The sequence below is a fragment of the Pantoea sp. M_9 genome (assembly GCF_008631385.1).
GTDB classification, from domain to species: Bacteria; Pseudomonadota; Gammaproteobacteria; order Enterobacterales; family Enterobacteriaceae; genus Pantoea; species Pantoea eucrina.
Genome location: NZ_VWUF01000002.1, coordinates 122734 through 139285 on the forward strand (window position 1 = coordinate 122734; position 16552 = coordinate 139285).

The 16552-nt window shown below is 50.4% G+C and carries 23 protein-coding genes and 1 pseudogene; 14 read left to right on the forward strand and 10 right to left on the reverse strand.

Annotated elements, in window-relative coordinates:
* Positions 1 to 15 precede the first annotated feature (15 nt).
* The 5 genes from F3I15_RS04450 to F3I15_RS04470 all read left to right on the forward strand — a co-directional run bounded on the left by F3I15_RS04450 (position 16) and on the right by F3I15_RS04470 (position 2060).
* Positions 16 to 633 (forward strand): TetR/AcrR family transcriptional regulator, encoded by a 618-nt coding sequence (locus F3I15_RS04450; protein ID WP_150016718.1) that lies wholly within the window; start codon positions 16 to 18, stop codon positions 631 to 633.
* A gap of 127 nt (positions 634 to 760) precedes the next feature.
* On the forward strand, positions 761 to 964 hold the full coding sequence (locus F3I15_RS04455; RefSeq protein ID WP_150016719.1) for a hypothetical protein: 204 nt from the start codon (positions 761 to 763) through the stop codon (positions 962 to 964).
* 50 nt (positions 965 to 1014) lie between these two features.
* On the forward strand, positions 1015 to 1266 hold the full coding sequence (locus F3I15_RS04460; protein WP_150016720.1) for a biofilm development regulator YmgB/AriR family protein: 252 nt from the start codon (positions 1015 to 1017) through the stop codon (positions 1264 to 1266).
* 313 nt (positions 1267 to 1579) lie between these two features.
* Positions 1580 to 1807, forward strand: coding sequence for a YgdI/YgdR family lipoprotein (locus F3I15_RS04465; protein ID WP_175540442.1), 228 nt, complete (start codon positions 1580 to 1582; stop codon positions 1805 to 1807).
* Between the two features lie 22 nt (positions 1808 to 1829).
* Positions 1830 to 2060: a YgdI/YgdR family lipoprotein gene (locus tag F3I15_RS04470; protein ID WP_040113814.1), complete on the forward strand. Its 231-nt coding sequence runs from the start codon at positions 1830 to 1832 to the stop codon at positions 2058 to 2060.
* A gap of 54 nt (positions 2061 to 2114) precedes the next feature.
* Here F3I15_RS04470 and F3I15_RS04475 read toward each other — a convergent pair whose 3' ends face one another.
* Positions 2115 to 2879 (reverse strand): SDR family NAD(P)-dependent oxidoreductase, encoded by a 765-nt coding sequence (locus F3I15_RS04475; protein ID WP_150016721.1) that lies wholly within the window; start codon positions 2877 to 2879, stop codon positions 2115 to 2117.
* A 154-nt stretch (positions 2880 to 3033) separates the two neighbouring features.
* Between F3I15_RS04475 and F3I15_RS04480 the strand changes: the two genes are divergently transcribed.
* From F3I15_RS04480 to ycgZ, 5 genes are all read left to right on the forward strand, one after another.
* Positions 3034 to 3219 (forward strand): hypothetical protein, encoded by a 186-nt coding sequence (locus tag F3I15_RS04480; RefSeq protein ID WP_150016722.1) that lies wholly within the window; start codon positions 3034 to 3036, stop codon positions 3217 to 3219.
* A gap of 715 nt (positions 3220 to 3934) precedes the next feature.
* Positions 3935 to 4195, forward strand: coding sequence for a hypothetical protein (locus tag F3I15_RS04485; RefSeq protein ID WP_071668134.1), 261 nt, complete (start codon positions 3935 to 3937; stop codon positions 4193 to 4195).
* 261 nt (positions 4196 to 4456) lie between these two features.
* Complete coding sequence (locus F3I15_RS04490) at positions 4457 to 5080, forward strand: hypothetical protein (RefSeq protein WP_150016723.1); 624 nt, start codon at positions 4457 to 4459, stop codon at positions 5078 to 5080.
* A 501-nt stretch (positions 5081 to 5581) separates the two neighbouring features.
* Positions 5582 to 5890: a hypothetical protein gene (locus F3I15_RS04495; RefSeq protein ID WP_190314911.1), complete on the forward strand. Its 309-nt coding sequence runs from the start codon at positions 5582 to 5584 to the stop codon at positions 5888 to 5890.
* Positions 5891 to 6118: 228 nt separating this feature from the next.
* Entirely contained in the window at positions 6119 to 6361 is a 243-nt protein-coding gene (gene ycgZ / locus F3I15_RS04500) for a regulatory protein YcgZ (RefSeq protein WP_370513328.1), read from the forward strand.
* A gap of 17 nt (positions 6362 to 6378) precedes the next feature.
* On the opposite strand, the gene F3I15_RS04505 is transcribed toward ycgZ, so the two are convergent.
* The 7 genes and pseudogenes from F3I15_RS04505 to F3I15_RS04535 form a co-directional block, all read right to left on the reverse strand.
* Positions 6379 to 6576 (reverse strand): hypothetical protein, encoded by a 198-nt coding sequence (locus F3I15_RS04505; protein WP_150016724.1) that lies wholly within the window; start codon positions 6574 to 6576, stop codon positions 6379 to 6381.
* A 102-nt stretch (positions 6577 to 6678) separates the two neighbouring features.
* Complete coding sequence (locus F3I15_RS04510; RefSeq protein WP_150016725.1) at positions 6679 to 6942, reverse strand: hypothetical protein; 264 nt, start codon at positions 6940 to 6942, stop codon at positions 6679 to 6681.
* 243 nt (positions 6943 to 7185) lie between these two features.
* Positions 7186 to 8340: a diguanylate phosphodiesterase gene (locus F3I15_RS04515; protein WP_150016726.1), complete on the reverse strand. Its 1155-nt coding sequence runs from the start codon at positions 8338 to 8340 to the stop codon at positions 7186 to 7188.
* A 307-nt stretch (positions 8341 to 8647) separates the two neighbouring features.
* Complete coding sequence (locus F3I15_RS04520; protein WP_150016727.1) at positions 8648 to 10576, reverse strand: methyl-accepting chemotaxis protein; 1929 nt, start codon at positions 10574 to 10576, stop codon at positions 8648 to 8650.
* 427 nt (positions 10577 to 11003) lie between these two features.
* Complete coding sequence (hchA, locus tag F3I15_RS04525) at positions 11004 to 11852, reverse strand: glyoxalase III HchA (protein WP_150016728.1); 849 nt, start codon at positions 11850 to 11852, stop codon at positions 11004 to 11006.
* A gap of 121 nt (positions 11853 to 11973) precedes the next feature.
* Positions 11974 to 12234, reverse strand: a complete 261-nt coding sequence (locus tag F3I15_RS18290) for a hypothetical protein (protein WP_150016729.1) — start codon at positions 12232 to 12234, stop codon at positions 11974 to 11976.
* A gap of 78 nt (positions 12235 to 12312) precedes the next feature.
* A pseudogene (locus F3I15_RS04535) lies at positions 12313 to 12990 on the reverse strand (SOS response-associated peptidase family protein).
* 163 nt (positions 12991 to 13153) lie between these two features.
* Between F3I15_RS04535 and F3I15_RS04540 the strand changes: the two are divergent.
* Positions 13154 to 13642 carry a MarR family winged helix-turn-helix transcriptional regulator gene (locus F3I15_RS04540; RefSeq protein WP_150016730.1) on the forward strand — a complete coding sequence of 163 codons (489 nt, stop codon included), beginning with the start codon at positions 13154 to 13156 and terminating at the stop codon, positions 13640 to 13642.
* 94 nt (positions 13643 to 13736) lie between these two features.
* Positions 13737 to 13937, forward strand: a complete 201-nt coding sequence (locus tag F3I15_RS04545) for a hypothetical protein (RefSeq protein ID WP_150016731.1) — start codon at positions 13737 to 13739, stop codon at positions 13935 to 13937.
* Between the two features lie 28 nt (positions 13938 to 13965).
* On the opposite strand, the gene F3I15_RS04550 is transcribed toward F3I15_RS04545, so the two are convergent.
* Entirely contained in the window at positions 13966 to 14202 is a 237-nt protein-coding gene (locus tag F3I15_RS04550) for a hypothetical protein (protein ID WP_104085747.1), read from the reverse strand.
* A gap of 349 nt (positions 14203 to 14551) precedes the next feature.
* Here F3I15_RS04550 and F3I15_RS04555 point away from each other — a divergent pair, with 349 nt between their 5' ends.
* Entirely contained in the window at positions 14552 to 14797 is a 246-nt protein-coding gene (locus F3I15_RS04555; protein ID WP_150016732.1) for a ParD-like family protein, read from the forward strand.
* Complete coding sequence (map, locus tag F3I15_RS04560; RefSeq protein ID WP_370513329.1) at positions 14794 to 15576, forward strand: type I methionyl aminopeptidase; 783 nt, start codon at positions 14794 to 14796, stop codon at positions 15574 to 15576. Before F3I15_RS04555 ends, map begins: the two co-directional genes overlap by 4 nt.
* Here map and F3I15_RS04565 read toward each other — a convergent pair.
* Positions 15573 to 16487, reverse strand: coding sequence for a LysR family transcriptional regulator (locus F3I15_RS04565; RefSeq protein WP_150016734.1), 915 nt, complete (start codon positions 16485 to 16487; stop codon positions 15573 to 15575). The two genes, map and F3I15_RS04565, sit on opposite strands and share 4 nt — an antisense overlap.
* Positions 16488 to 16552 lie beyond the last annotated feature (65 nt).

Consider the following 16552-nt stretch of genomic DNA (forward strand, 5'->3'; position numbering starts at 1 on the left):
TCAGAAGGGCTGAGAATGCCACCAGTAAAATCCTCTGCCGCAGCTCCCCGCGAACGCGGCAGGCCGCGCAATTTTGATATTGATGTTGCGCTTGATAGTGCGATGATAGTTTTCCGCCAGAAAGGATTTCACGCTGCCTCTATTGCCGATCTTGGTGTTGCCATGCAGCTTACTGCGGGGAGTATCTACAAAGCTTTCCAGGACAAGCGCTCACTTTTTCTGCGCGTGTTCGAGCGCTACATTGCCGTTCGCAATGCTGATTTGCGCGAACGTCTGAGCGCATTCCCTACGGGCCGCGAACGCGTTGCTGAGCTGCTCCAGTTCTATCTCGATTCCGCCAGCGAGATAGAGGGACGGCGCGGCTGTCTGGTGGTGGGCAGCACCGTGGAGCTGCAGACGCTTGATGAGGAGTTATCTCATCTGGTGCGTCAGGCCGTACTGCGCAACCGGGCTTTCCTCATGTCGCTGATTCAGCAGGGCCAAGCTGATGGCTCAATAGCAAGTCATCTTGATGCCGATACAACCGCCGGTTTACTGCTCTGTATTGCGTTTGGGATGCGCGTAGTGGGCAAAATTCAGGATGTGACTAATGGCGAAGAAACTATTAAGATGGCGCTGCGCCTGCTGGACTAACGCTGCTGCGCTATTAGGAAATACGCATTTCCTAATTCAGCTATTTTGCTGTCGTCGCGATTTTCAGTAACAGGCGTCCCTGACATATTACAAACATTAAGCAATTTTAAAAATGGATGGGGGTTATGTGCAGCAAGACGATTCAGAAGATGCGGAAGCGATGTACGCTTTACTGGGTGACGTAATTACACAGATTTTAAAACCGGGTGAAACACTTTCTTTGCAGGAAGTTATTGGCGCGTTATACCGCACAGGGTTACGAGCGGACAGCCCTGAAACGCAGCAGGCGTGCGAAAAAGTTATTCGGCTGCTGGCCAGGAAAATGAACTAATAGCGCTTCAGTGCCGATCCTTCCGCCTGTGAAATTAATAAGAGAGAATTATGTGCCAGAATCAATATCTTCCCGTAACGGATAAACTCAGTGCTGAAGAGCAGGCCAGAATATGGCAGTCTGCAGAATTTGAATTGCTGGGTGAAATGGTTAAAGAGATTTTATGTTCCGATAAAATCCTTAATCGCAAAGCGCTCTGTATCGCGCTACTTTCGCGGCTGGATCACTGTACAGACCCCAATGAAAAGACGCATTATGAGAATCTTTTTAATCTGCTTTTAGGGCGTACAGAAGCAGCCTGATAATATTCATTTACTTTATCTGTATCAGCTCGCTGCATACTCGTTTTCCTGCGGGCTATAGAGTGCGCCTCTGTGGTGTGTCCTCTCTTTAACCAAAGATATCTTAACAAACCTGTCCTTTTTTCTGCTGATGCGCCTGCCTTTATCTGCTTCTCAGGCATCAGACAGATAGCAAAATAGCCTCTCCGGCCTGGCTACACACCTCCTGCTGTTCACCGCATCAATTGCACAAAAAAATCATCAAGGTCAGACCACCACCGAAAATTATGGACTATGCTCCTCTTATAACGTGTCCAGAAAATAGGGAAATATGATGAAAAAAATGGTTGTTGCTGCCGCTGTCCTGACATCTCTTTTAGCCGTAACCGGCTGCTCGTCGAACCAGGCGATTAAAACGACTGATGGCCGCACCATTATTACCAGTGGTAAACCACAGGTAGATAGCGATACCGGGCTGGTATCGTATGAAAACGCGCAAACCGGCAAAACTGAGCAGATCAATCGTGATCAAATCACGAACATGAGTGAACTGAATAACTGATCCATCTATCAAGGAGAGTACAATGAAGAAAGTTATTTTACTTCCAGTGGCAGCAATCATTGCCCTGTCCGCCCTTACCGGCTGCACCCGTACCACCTATGCAATTCATACCAACGATGGTCGTACCATTGTCAGCGACGGTAAGCCGAAAGAAGCGGAATCAGGACTGCTGGGCTATGTTGATGCCAACGGCGTTAAACAGCAGATCAATAAAGCTGATGTGAAAGAAGTGTCTGAGATCCCACGCTCATAGTTTGTGTGACGTCAAAGATAAGCCCGCGCAGTTGCGCGGGCTTTTTTATTGCTATCAGGCCTGTTTTGGCTGGCCGTTTGATGCCGTTAAACCGCCATCAACCGGCAGGTTAGCGCCCGTGATATAGCGGGCATCGTCGCTGGCAATAAAAACAATCGCGCCCGCGATATCATCAGCTTCTCCCGCCCGGCGCAGCGGGATACGATCGTAAAAGCGTGCCAGCAGCTCCTCATCCTGTTTTGCGTTTTCCGTTAAATCGGTAAACGTAAATCCCGGACAGATAGCATTGACCCTGACGCCGTCTGAACCATAATCCATCGCCAGCGCGCGCGTGAAGTTGGTCACAGCGCCTTTGGCCGCGTTATAGACGCTCATCCCCCAGTCGCCGCCAAGTCCGGATACGGAAGAGATGTTGACAACGTTGCCTTTGGTTTTCAGCAGGGCTGGCATAAAGTAGTGCGTGCAGTAATAGACGCCATCCAGATCGGTGCCCATCAGCGTTTTCCAGTCATCAGGCGAGACCTCATGGATCTTGCCCTGAACAATACTGCCCGCATTGTTGACCAGTACATCCGCACGCCCGTAGTGCTGGTTGACCTTTTCACTAAGCTGTTTGACCTGCTCTGCATCTGAGACATCACAGGGAACGACAAGGTGTTTGCCGGCAGGCAGATCCTCTTTCACTTTCTGCAGCTTCTCTTCAGTTCTTCCCACCAGTACCACTGATGCCCCTTCAGCAGCAAAACGTTGTGCTGACGCAGCGCCGATACCTGAGCCTGCACCAGTAATAACGACAACTTTATCTGCAAACCGTGACATGATTTCTCCTTATCTGATGGAAATGACACTCCTAAGCCTGGCAAGCTCTCGCCAGTCATCAAGCGGAACGTAAGTTTTAGGATGACTCTCAACGGAGCACACGCCGGCAACAGACAACACTATTTGATTCTCATTTACAGAGCCGGAGCGGAATATGAACAGTCAGCAGGCACGCGCCACCCTGTTATTTTTTATTAATCATGCCAGTCACGCTTCTCTTAAGGCGCATATTCGTATTGGTTTGCAGCCGGTGGCGCACTTCAGGTATGAAAGCAAAACGTTCACGGTGCTGAGTCTGGTTGAAAATTCATCCGCAGAACAGGCGCTGCCTGATAAATAAGATTAAAAAGGGTGATATAAGCAGGTTAGTGAAAATATAAGTAAATTCTTAGAAAACGATTTCATTACAAACTAAAGTTATATTATTCATGGATTTAAATGATTAGCATGCTAACTATAAGTTTTATAAGTGTATTTTTTTACTAAGCGAGCCGGAAAAACTGACAAATTTCTCTATCCTTAAAGTGTTCAGTGAGAAATCCAACTAAGCACTGATCTGAGTAACTCCTACCTTGCCTCCTTGCGGAGGCATTTTTTTATCGCTTTCCCGGGCTATTGCTATCCGCTAACGTCTGGTCCGGTTATCCATTTCTGTAAACCGCTTATCACCTGCCTGAAGGGCTTACCGCCCTATTTTATGCTGGTCCGATGAGCAACACAGATTTTCATCGGGTTTACAGCTAAAACCGATTTTAAAGTGGTTTGTCATCTATAGTGTATGAGCCAGCCTTTTCTGGCAAACAACACACAGGATGCGTTTTCAGCGAGAGAAATCCTCTTCAACATTTTGTTAGCCCGCCCTGCGCGGGCTTTTTTTTTGCAGCCTTTCAGAAGAGTGAATCTGTGAAAGCCCGCAGGATTTTTATTGGCTAAAAAGCATTCGATCGAAAAATTCTGCTAGCTGATTTGGGAAATTTCAAAATATATCCGGCAAATTCTGCCGTTACGCCTACAGTAAGTGGTGAGGTTATCATGCAATCGTAAAGGAGGTTTGTTTGTCTATTCAACACGACGAGATAGGTCATGTCATTATCGGCGAAGCGGCACTCAGCCTTGCATTGAGCGAAAAAAAAATCAGCGTTCGTTCACTGATTAATGAGCTTGAATCAATGGCCAATGCGGGTGGCAGCGATGCCCGCCTTATTGAGATCTCAGAGGCCAGAAGCTGGCTGAAAAGTTTCGATAAACCCGAGCACGTTGTTCCGCACGTGCCCTATTTGCAGACACTGACAAGCCTGAACGACGAAAAGAACTGACGCCTATGGACGTAATCCGGCTCCGGCTGGAAGACGACGATAAAGATAACCTTATCGGTTACGCGCAAGCGTTTACCGGCCGGAGAAACTGTCATGGACGACACCTCCGCTCTGCTACCGCGCATCTGGACGAACGCGCAAGATATTATCTCCGGCTACACTTTTTCCTGCTATACCAGCTTATTACTCATTCAGATTGATGATCAAATCCACTCCGGTTTTCAGGGAGGTCTTTTGGAACGTACGACATCGGATAACCACATGCCAATCACTTTACCTGATACGCACTTTAATCAGATTCTGAGTCGTGAAGTGCCAAACCGGGATGATACCAGCGCTTTCCTTGCAGGCGAGACGCGCGTATTTACGCTGCCATGCTTTATTGTTCCATTTGGCTATGCGCTCTATGTCTGTCCTGAGGATAAACAATACCGGCTGGTTACAAAGGAACCGAGACCTGAAACGGTTTATGCAGTAAGGCTGGAAGAAACAGAGGATTTTACTTCGCCGTTACGCGCCTGCATTCAGATCATGGTCTGGCGCACGCGTCAGCCGCAGCATGAACAGGCAGTGCATGGCCTGGCACGTCGCTTTTTTTGTTATTTCCTGCGTACGCGTTCGATTATTGTTACCGATAGCGCTCAGACCAATGCGGCAAAAGTGATGTGGGAAAGTATGATTGCCTGGGCACTGCGCGATCGCGATCACTATGTCTATATATGGGACGGTACACGTAGCGACAGGCCGCTGATACCGGTTTCTGACTGGCACGCATTTTGTGAACACTGGATCACCTTTTGCTGGGGCAGCCAGCCTGATAGCCATCTGCTGCGCAGAGTGATCATCAGTACCCTACCCCTCGCTCCTGAAAATCCGGGGCAGTAACCTCTCCCCTTCTGCATGCGTAAAATTTACTCTGTTGATATAGAGCCACTAAGGCAGGCGCGTGCCATGCTTAACACATCAAGAGTGAAAGCAGAGCACGCCAGTCAGAGTTGCAGTTATCAGATTAAATGCAGACCCCGGGCCTGAGTAAACAGCGGGCAATTGTCCTGAAGCGTGGCTTTTGTTAACCGGGTTCAGGTTTGACCTTTGCGGTCTGACTGTGATCATTGGCTATCAGCGCGTTCTGCAGGCGGCGTGCAACGCCTGAAAAGCGCCAGCGTTAAATAACATTCAAATTTTTTAAGATTATTCTGTCTTTAACCGGTTTACACTGCGTGAACAGATGATGTTGCACGCTATCAGTACGTTACAAACCTGTATTTCAGAATCATCAAATTTTTTTTGCACCGGGGCTTAGCTGATTGTTTACAGCGTATTGTAGAAGTATTGCTGCTCATTACACTTTAAAATCATTACAAAACTATGATGAGGAGAGCGGAAGTGTTATTCCATGAAAAGGTAGTAGGTCACGTCATTATTGGCGAAGCGACACTCAATCTGGCACTGGGCGATCGGGATATCAGCGTTGAGGCTCTCATCGCAGAGCTGGGTCGCATGGCGGAGACAGAAGAGAACGATGAACGTCTGGCACAAATTGCCGATGCCAGAAGCTGGCTGAAAAATTTTGTACAGCCTGAGCGAATTCACCAGACTCAGACCGAGTGGCAGGCCCAGGCACAACGTCATGAGCAGGCAGCGTTATCGGCTAAACCGATCCGTTTTACCTCAGGTGATGATGAAGAGAGTTAGCAGAATGTCAGCGCAACCACGTTGTACACGTCTCAATGCAGAAGCTGTACAAAGAAGAAGTAAAATCTTCACTCAAAAAAATTTTGCTTAACTATCTGATATAAAAGAAAAATAACAGTGAAAATATCGCAGGCAGTAAATTAACGGCAGAAAAAGCTGTACAATTAAAAGTTAGTTGTATAACTTTACTCCTGTCAGTACAACTTACTTATATAAACGAGGCTAACTATGCGTCAGTATATGGTACAGCATCCATCATCCGCTGGTGACATCGCTAACTACTTTAACAAAGCTTCCACCCTGAGTCAGCAGGAAACGCTGGGACAGCTGGTAGTTGAAATTCTGACCTCAGGCAAAAACCTTAACCGTAAGGCGTTATGCACAAAACTGCTTGGTCGGCTTGAAGCAGCAACCAGCGCCGAAGAAGAGCAGCATTATCAGGCACTGATTGGACTGTTGTTTGATCGTTAATATTGCGTGAGCATCAGCTAGTGCATCTGACGGGCAAGCATAATTACAGCTTTGCGGCAGGCCTCACGAACATCCTGCCCTGTCGCTGTCTCACCCATGTGATGCAGTGCAGTAGTAATCTCGTGCAGAGTCAGATGCTGGTCCGGCTTAAGAAGGCGCGCCACAACCGTTCCAATAACGGCGTAGATATCTTCGGCGGCTGCGTCATTTTTCACATGACCTCCGTCCGTAGGTGGATAAGCATACAGTCTAACAGAAATTGTTCCCGGGAAACAATTTAGCGTCAGACCTCAGAAAAAGTTTGATTTAAATCAATTTTAATGCATTTTGCCGCGTGCAGGCCGCATATCAGATTCAGCCACAGTCGCTTTTTCAGACGCCTTTACCTGCATTTCACGTCTGACTTCATCGATAGCACGTAACCCGGCACGGATGCGGTGCTCATCGGTCTCTTTATCAAGACCAGCGCGCAGACGATCGAGTAAAGCGGTCCATGAAATCGCTGCATTAGCATCAAGTAAGTCAGTAACTGCCTCACCGATTAAAATTTCCGTCATCTTTTCTTCAAATTCTTTTTTCATGATGTGTCCGCCTGCAGGTTCGGGGGCGCAAAGTTTACCACAGAATTTTAGTGTGTAACCCTGTACCGCAGCGAGCCTGAGCGTTTCTCATAAATTTCACATGGTTGACGCATCAGCGCTGCCAGAAAACATCTTTTCTGGATGAAAAAAGAGCAGAACCGGAAAGAGTGTGACAAAAAAATAACCGACCGGCTTGTGATGTGCCGGTCGGTCAGACTGATATTGATACAGAAAGAGTCAGGGTTACATCGCCGCGCGATATTCCGGCCATGACACCGAAGTACCCTGCGGTGTGAAGAGCGAACCCTGAAAATCGATTACGCCTGCCGCCTCAAGCCACATCCACTCTTCCGGCTGTTCAATGCCAGAGGCGATGACGTTAATTTCGAGCGCTGAACAGCATTTGATAATAGCCTGCACGACAGCCTGCTTTGGACCACTGCGATGAACATCGCGAATAATCCCGGAAGCAATGCGCACGCGATCGGGCTGCACGTGAGTCAGCAGTGAAAGCCCGGCAGAGCCGTCCCCGAAGTTATCAATCGACAGGCTGATGCCAGCCTGTTTTAGCTGCTTAACCGCTTCGGTAAAATCATTCAGGCCCGGGATCACTTCCGTTTCGCTGACGCCCAGAATAATCTGTTCCGGCACCAGTCCGGCGTTTTTAATGGCGTCCGTGATGGTGGCAACCGCGTTCGGCACCGCAACCAGCGTCATAGGCAGAATAGTCAGATAGAGCGTCATGCCATCCGGGCAGGCTTTGCCCGCCTTCATCAGCGCCATGCGTACGGCGTTCAGATTAGCAATATACTTATCTTCACCTGCGCTCTCCGGACTATCGGAAATAGCCTCCAGTGCGGTGATCTCACGGCCAAGTGGATCCACAACCGGGCGGAAATGAATGCCGTGCTCTTCCTGAAGCGACCCCGTCATGTCGGGAATAAAATCCCATAGATCGGCAGGCAGCACTTCGAAATAGTTTTCTTTTTCCCGCGATTCAACAAACGTGCGCAGGAACTGCAGGCCCCGGTCATCATAGGTCAGCTGGAAGCGTGAAGTACCGCGATCCAGTACCGCCTGCAGTACGGTTGACTGATCATGTTCGCGCAGGTCAAACAGCTCCATTCCGGAATTACCGAAACGGCGATAAGGGGAGTAGTCACGCATAAGTTCAACCACATTATGATGACGACGGTCAGCACAGATGCGATTGTAGATCGTCAAAACACCCTCTTCAGGTCCCTCAAGGATCTGAAAGAAATGTGTACCGTTAAAAAGCAGAATACCGGTAACCTGGTGCGACGCATTCAGGAGGCTCGCTTTCTCAACCATACCCGGCAAAATTTTCACAGGCACATCCGCAGAGATGTGGCTACGGTAAATGATTGTGGTTAGCATAAATACTCCAGTTTACGTGAGTGTACCTGTCTACTGTATCAGCCGGCGGCAGCTACGTATAACCCTGTCTGAAATAATCTGGCTGAATTACTGTCAATATTAAAGCTACGTTTCCAGTAAAAACCAGCAAAAAGTGCATAAAATCGCCTTTTTTCAGAATCATACAGAAGCGCAGTAAATAAACGAAACGGGGTTGAATTGTAATCTGATGCAGGCGATTTTTTTGGCAAATTGTGTTGGTTCGCAACGATTCTCTGCCTTTTTACTGTACGAGCAGATGCGGGACGCGCCCGCATCGTCGAAAAGATTACGCCGTGTGGAAAACAGCCACCAGCTGACGCAGACGTGAGGCACGTTCTGCAAGATCGCCTGCTGAAGAGGCTGACTCTTCAACCAGCGCTGCGTTCTGCTGTGTCACCTGATCCATCTGGTTTACTGCGATATTAATTTGCGAAATCCCGCTGCTCTGCTCCTGAGAGGAGGCAGAGATATCGCGGATAAGCTGCGCTGTCTGCCCGATAGCGTCTACGCTCTGTTTCACTTTGTCACCGGCATTTCTGGCCATGACTATTCCCTCTTCAGCGTGGCTGACCGATTGCGCAATCAGCTCTTTAATCTCTTTGGCAGCAGAAGCGGAACGCTGCGCCAGCGAGCGCACTTCTGCTGCGACGACGGCAAAGCCTTTACCCGATTCCCCTGCCCTGGCTGCCTCTACTGCCGCATTGAGGGCCAGAATGTTTGTCTGGAAAGCAATACTGTCGATAACGCTGGTTATCTCTTCGATTTTCGCCGAGCTGCCCCGGATACGCCCCATAGTGTCCATCACTGACGACATCGCCTGTCCGCTAAGCGATGAAGCCTGCGTTGCCGCTTCTGCCATGGTCGTGGCGTGATGGGTATTTTCAGCATTCTGACTGATAATGGATGCCATCTGCTCCATGCTGGCGGCGGTCTCTGCCAGCGATGCGGCCTGCTCTTCAGTCCGGGCGGAGAGATTTTCATTGCCGTTTGCAATCTCTTCAGAGGATGAAGCGATCGTCAGCGCGCTCTCCTTAATATCTGAGACCAGCCCGGCAAGATGCTGCTGCATATACTGCAATGATTGCAGCAGCTGCCCCATTTCATTGCTGCCGGTGATGTTAACCGGACACGTCAGGTCGCCTGCTGCCACGCGACGGGCAGCATTAACAGCTTCTTCCACGGGACGCGTAATCGAGCGGGATATCATAACGGCAACCCAGACAGCCAGTAACGCCACCGCGAACAGTACGCCCAGCAGGCTATATTGCGCATGACGGCGCGCATCAATCTGCTGGCTCAGCATGACCGACAGCTGATCGGCACTCTGCTTTCCCAGTGTGGAAAATTGATTGATCGCCTCAGTGAATACCCGGACATATTCTGCCGGCGTGACGGTTTTAGTTTTGGATACAAAAACCGTATTGGCCAGCGCCAGTGCATCCTGCGCCTGCTGCACGGCGGTGGTATCCGCGCTGGCAAACAGCGCTTTTAACGCTGGTTCAATAGTAAAAACTTTATCCATATTATTGCTGAACTGCTCCAGCGCTACGCTGCCGTTTTGCAGCCGGAAGTCCATCTGGCTGAGCGTTGCCTCTGATGCGCCCGTGCCAGACGCAATCAGTGATGTACCGCTTGCTCTGATCTGCCCGAGGGTTTCTGTTAATAGCGGCAGCCGGTTGAAAATACTGACAATCAGCTGATAAGTATTTAAGTCGCTGTCCAGTGACAAGCCGTAAAAATCCAGGATGTCCTGATTGGCTATTAACAGTGTCTGGATCAGACTGGCGTGCTGGCTGAGACTCTCTTCCAGCGAAAGCTGTTTATTACCCAACTCTGCCTGCAGTTTTTTCCACTCGCCGTCAGCTTTATTTAAACGCGCCAGCGGTTGCGCAGCTTCCGCGTTATCGCCCAGTACAGCTACTACACCGCTATAGAGCGTATCGACCTCCTCTGCCAGCGCCACACGTGACGCACGCGCTGGATCGTCACCCGCAATAGCAATAGCGCTTTCTGCCCGATGGCGCTGTACCAGGTTAATCAGTGACAGCATCTTCTTTTCAACCGGTATGCCGGTAAGCTCAAGCTTTTTAGCATCAATGGCCTGGTTCCCGCTTTGAATAAACAGGCAGGTTGGAAATATAAACAGCCCGAGAGCAAATAAGCCCAGAAAAATAAATTTCGCTGGCAAATTAATCTTGTTAAGTATCTTTTTCATGCAATATTCCTGGTGAGCCTTAAGTGAGCAATTCTGAATAGAAATTATTCTTATTAAACGGTGCAATCTGTTCGTCCGTGAGAAAGCCACTCCGCACTCGGGCCTGTCAGTTATTACAGGCACGGTCAAAGTGAAAAAAATTATAGATTGATCAGGGTTATTTTACAGGAAGTGAATTGACGATATATTCTTGCGTAACCGCCAAAGCCAAATAGATAAAAATCATTTAATAACAATCACATACCAAAAAAAGCGTGCATGTAAAAAACACATCACTCCGTTATCTATCGGAAAAACTTATATCAGAATAAAACGTTAAAGTTTTAACCAGATTCGCCGATAAGCATATTATTTTTATAAAAAATCAAAGCTGGTAAATATCAGCCCTGACAAAGATGCTTGTCAGGGCCGGGAAAAATCAGACGCTTTAACCGTAAGCTTTCAGCAACGTTTCTGCAGCAAGTTTGCCTAACGCATTTGCAGCGTAAGGGCTGTCGCCCGTTATAACATTGCGATCGCGATGTACCGTGCCTTTAATATCTTCATTGATAATATGAAGACCCATTGCGCGCAGCTTCTCACCGAAGTACCAGGTAAGATGGCCTGGCATATACCCCATGTCCGGCGTCTGCTTATCAATGGCATCAGGGAAAGCGCAGATTTCATAGCCAGCCAGCGGATGACCGGACCCGGCCAGTGAAAGAAATGCCGCCGGGCCGTGACAGAGTGAGATCAGATAGCGGTCGTTTTCCAGCGTCCAGCGAAGCAATGTTGCCACCTCTTTACTCTCCGGTAAGCCGATCAGTGCGCCATGCCCGCCAGGAATAAACACCGCCGCGTAGTCGCTATGAGGAGAGAGGGACGCTAATACATCTGTCAGCCTGAGCGGAGAGCGGAAGGCTGACTGATAGCGCTGATAGAATTGTATTACCGTTTCATCCTGTCCGGGCATGGCCCAGTGTTCAAACTTTGCCATCTGACCAGAGAGCGTTGCAATGTCGATACCGAAGCCCGCCTGATGCAGGTGATACATCGGCAGCAGCGTTTCCACCGGATGATTGCCGGTTGAAAACAGCGTATCGTTATCCAGCGGCAGATAGCGTTCATCAGCACAAAGGACCAGAATTTTTTTGCTTCCGTCGCCGGGCGCCGGATAGTCAGCGTCCTTCAGATCGGATAGAGGAGTGGTAAACCGATCGAGCGAGTAATCGGAGGGGAAAAATGCGTCTGCCTCGGCACGATCGGCAACGGGTTTCCTGCTGAGTTCGTTCGTCATTTGTGCTTCCTCTGTAAGTAAATACAGAAAAAAGCGTAGGTGAAAAACCGGCCTGGCTCACTGAGCCAATTCTGAATGCCGCTGCGCCTGTTATGTCGCAGGTAACATCCGCGCACACAACTTATTGCCTCACAGCGGCAGACACTTCCTCAACTAATACCAGCGGACACCGCCTCACGCGGCAGGCCTGTGAGTAGGCCAGCGCGCAGACTGCGCACAGATCGCGTACGTCAGATTCATACTCATACTCCATATAGTACCGAAAGCGGCTGGTGTGAGTAGCAGTACGCCAGAAACGCTGCGGCTCCAGCAGTTCATCAAGTTGCCTGAAAGTCAGGGCTGACGGGTTGTGATACCCGACTCTAACGCGATAAGTTGTCATGCTCCGATTATTAAATGGCATACCGCTGTCTGCAACCGGACACCGGTTTTCATTTCAATAGATAAAATGTATCAGCCGCTACTTTTCCGGCTCGATCTCTTCAATTAACTCAGCATCCTGCTGACGAACGCTGCCTACCCGCGTGGTCACCGCATGCCAGCAGAATGCCTCTTCCGGCTCAGCAGCTTCATGAGCAATTTCCTGCGCGCGACGCGCAGAAGTGCTGCTGCTCAGCCATTCATGAACACCTTCTGCGGTCAGAACCAGCGGGCGGCGATCGTGGATATCGACCATGCCTTTATTACTGGCAGCGGTCACAATGACAAAGCCTTCATGCCCCTGGACATGATTAAACGGCGCCCTGCCGATGGCAGCAAAAAACAGCGGCGTCTTACGCTGGTGATAAATGAAAAACGGCTGTTTTCTCCCCTTCTCTCTTTTCCACTCGAACCAGCCATCAGCCGGCACTATCGCCCGGCCCTCTTCCCAGAGAGGCTTAAACATCCGGCCGCTTGCCGCGGTTTCGCTGCGGGCATTAATCAAAGGCTATTTATGCCACCACTCTGGCCCATATCCCCAGTAGACCGGATCCAGCTGCAGCGACTCTTCGCGCTCGCTGAGCAGTAATACCCGGGTACCAGGCGCAACGTTGTATCGCCCGATAGGCAACGGATCGTACTGGATTTCGTCCGGCGCAATACCCAGCGCCATAAAATAGTCATCTCTGCTGCTGTACTGCGCGAATCGTCCACACATATCGGCCTCCGGCTGTAAGCATAGGCCAGTTTGCCAGACCCGCGACGGCGATGGCGTTTGTGCCAGGTTACATTGACATCAATTTAATTTGATTCAATACTTGTGGCTGCCCGGACGCAGCGTGCGTTTTCCCTGCCGGCCAGCTCACTAAAATGGATTGTGAATGTGTACTGATATAAATGATCAAAGCGGTAAGCATGATGGTGCGCTTTCTGATGCGCCGGTTACCGTCGACCAGTTTCTCTGTTTTGCGCTCTACTCTGCATCGCTGGCGATGACCAAGCTCTATCAGTCCAGACTTAAACCGCTTGGGCTTACCTATCCTCAGTATCTGGTTTTACTGGCGCTGTGGGAAAAAGATGAGGTGACAGTATCGGAGGTTGGCGCGCGCGTGCGGCTGGACTCCGGCACGCTCAGCCAGTTACTGAAGAGACTTGAAGCGGCCGGTCTTATTGTGCGCAAACGTGATGCGGGTGGAGACGAACGCCGGGTACGCATTTTTCTGACGCATCAAGGGCTGCAGCTTAAAAGCAAAGCCGCCGGTGTGCCCGCCGATATGATATCGGTGATGGATACCCCCTATGAAGAGTTGCACGACCTTACCCTAAGGGTGACAGCCCTGCGGGAGAAGCTGCATCGGGCACTGCCCTGAGCGTAAATAAGACGCGTTCTGCTCAGGTATTAATCTGTGCAGAGTATGCAAGCGGCAGCCATGAATATCAGAGCAATATGCAGAGGGATAGAGCGTGAAACTCAGCGTTTTGGATAACAACAGTGCTATTCATGCCGTCATCGGACGCGCCGTTTCGTTTTTACGTAAATCCGGGCAGCCTTTGAGTACGGATAACATTCTGACGCGGCTGCGGCAGCAGGAAGGAGAGGCGCAGGATGGAATGAAAGCGATCTACGCGAGCGCTGCGCGCGCCCTGACAGCTAAAAAGCAATGAGCCATGACGGCGTGACACGTCTCAACGTTTAGTGCAAAGTCTGTTCATTTGATGCCACGTTGATCGCCGGGTGCTCTGCCCCCTGAATTTCCCGGATGGCAAAAAACAGTGAACGGGTTTTTGCTGCGCTCTTCTCTGCTGCCAGCATCTCCTGCAGTTTGCTGAGCAAAGCATCATAAGACACGGGCAACTCCTCATTGAACAGGGCCATGACCGCCTCGCCTATTACTATGTCTACCCATTCACTATCATCTGCTTTGTTCATATTTGCGGTCGCCGGGTCAGTTTACATCTGGAGAAAAGCCTTTCAATACCGCTAAAAAGATACTACAAAATTTATGTCCATTCAGAAACAATCCGTCAGTAACATCGGACCAGAGCCTTCCCCTCTCTCTAACCACATGAATAATAATACGTTAACCTGATACTTGAAATTTTTTACTGCATATATGAGAGGCTCGCTTCAGGGTAAAAAGTAAACAACTATCGGGCCTGATGTGCGTTTTACCGCTGCCTTAACGGCTGCGGCTCTGTTGCATTCGCTGCGGGCACCTTGTTTCTTACTTTATTGCGGGTAGTATATGTTTCATATACACAACATATAAGGCACAGCCATGGGCATTGTGAAAATTTCCGATCTGATGCACGAAAATCTGCGTATCGCCAGCGGCGCATTGAGCCGTTCAGTCAACGCACAGGCGGAGCACTGGATGAAAATGGGCATGCTGGCGGAACTCTATCCTGACAAAAACCACCAGGCGCTGGTCCGGCTGCTGATGCGCATAGAGCGCGACGGGGGCAGCGAGCTGGCCGCACTCTTAAACCATCCTCTCTTTCTGACTCAGGAGCAGGTATCGTGAATATTACGCTCCATAATGCCGCTGAAATTGAACAGGCGCGCGCCGCGGGTCAGGCCGCTGCTGCCGTACTGGCGATGATAGGACCTTATGTAAAGCCGGGTATCAGCACCGACGAACTGGATCGTCTCTGTCACGATTATATCGTTGATGTTTTAAACATCACGCCGGCGAATATTGGCTATCACGGCTATACCCGCACGGTCTGCACGTCAGTTAATCATGTAGTCTGCCACGGTATCCCCGGCCCGAAGCGACTGAAAGAGGGCGATATCATTAATATTGATGTCGCGGTCATCAAAGAGGGCTGGTATGGCGATACCAGTCGCATGTACTTTGTGGGCCAGCCTTCGGTTCGTGCCAGACGACTGGTGGATATCACATACGATGCCATGGTAGCGGGTATCAACGTGGTTAAACCCGGCGCCACGCTGGGCGACATCGGTGCAGCCATCCAGCGGGTAGCTGAAGGCGCAGGGTTCTCGGTTGTGCGCGAGTATTGCGGTCATGGCACCGGACGGATCTATCATGATGAACCACAGGTGCTTCATTATGGTACGCCCGGTAAAGGCCTGGCGCTGGAGCCCGGCATGATCTTCACTATTGAGCCCATGATCAACGCCGGGAAAGCAGCAACCAGCGTATTGAGTGATGGCTGGACGGTAGTGACCAAAGATCGCTCCCTCTCCGCGCAATGGGAGCATACCGTTGCCGTTACGGATAACGGCTTTGATCTTCTCACACCCTGGCCGGATGGCACCGGCAGCTACTCTCCGGTTTAGCGCGAAGTGACGCTCATTGCGTCAATCACCTCTGTCATCTGCTGAATCAGCATCTGCGCCGCGCGCGAAAGCTGCCGCGACGGCGCAGTGCATAATGCCAGCGTCAGGGGGCGCATAACGCTGTGCCGGAGCGGCACGAAGCTTAACTCACCCTGTTCAACCTCGGTCATCACATCCAGCAGGCTCAGCACACAAATACCGCTGTTCTGCGCCACCAGCGTGTGAATTAGCCGTATATCATTACAGCCGATGACATTTTCAGGCTGGAATCCCTGCCGGTGATAGAGCGCAGCGACGCGTTCATGAACAACCAGTGAGTCGCCCGGCAGAATATGCCGCTCGTGACTCAGTTCACTGAGCGAGACAGCGTCACGGGTGCTGAGCGAATGCCGGTTGTTCATCACCACGCCCATTTCCAGTTCGGCAAAAGCCAGTACATTAAGGCCGCTTTGCCCATCCGGGTCGAGGATCAGACCAAAATCGATTTCAGACTGCCGGATAAGCTGGCTGATGCGCTGGCTGTTATCAACGGTAAGCGTCAGATTCAGCCAGAGATGCGTCTGCGCCATTGCCGCTATCCGTTCAGCTATCCGACCCCGGGTCAGAGACTGCACCATTCCCAGAGTGACATTGCCGCGTTTTAGCCCCTGGATGTCATCGAACCGCTGACGCGTAACGCGAAATTCGCGCTGCCAGCGCGTGAGATCGCTGTAGAGCAGTTCCCCGGCGGTGGTCATACGCAGGCCCTCAGGGAGACGCTCAAACAGTGGCGTATTAAAGGCGGCCTCTGCCTGCAAAATTTGCCGGTTAATCGCGGAGGCCGACACGTGCAGCTTTTCTGCCGCTTTGCGCAGGCTGCCGCTGCGGGCGACTTCGGTAAAGTAGAGAGCGAAACGGGAAAATGGGCTCATTGTGCACCTGTACACTTTTTTGCAACAGCTGACTGTAATCTTAGCGATGGATCGTAACACAGAAG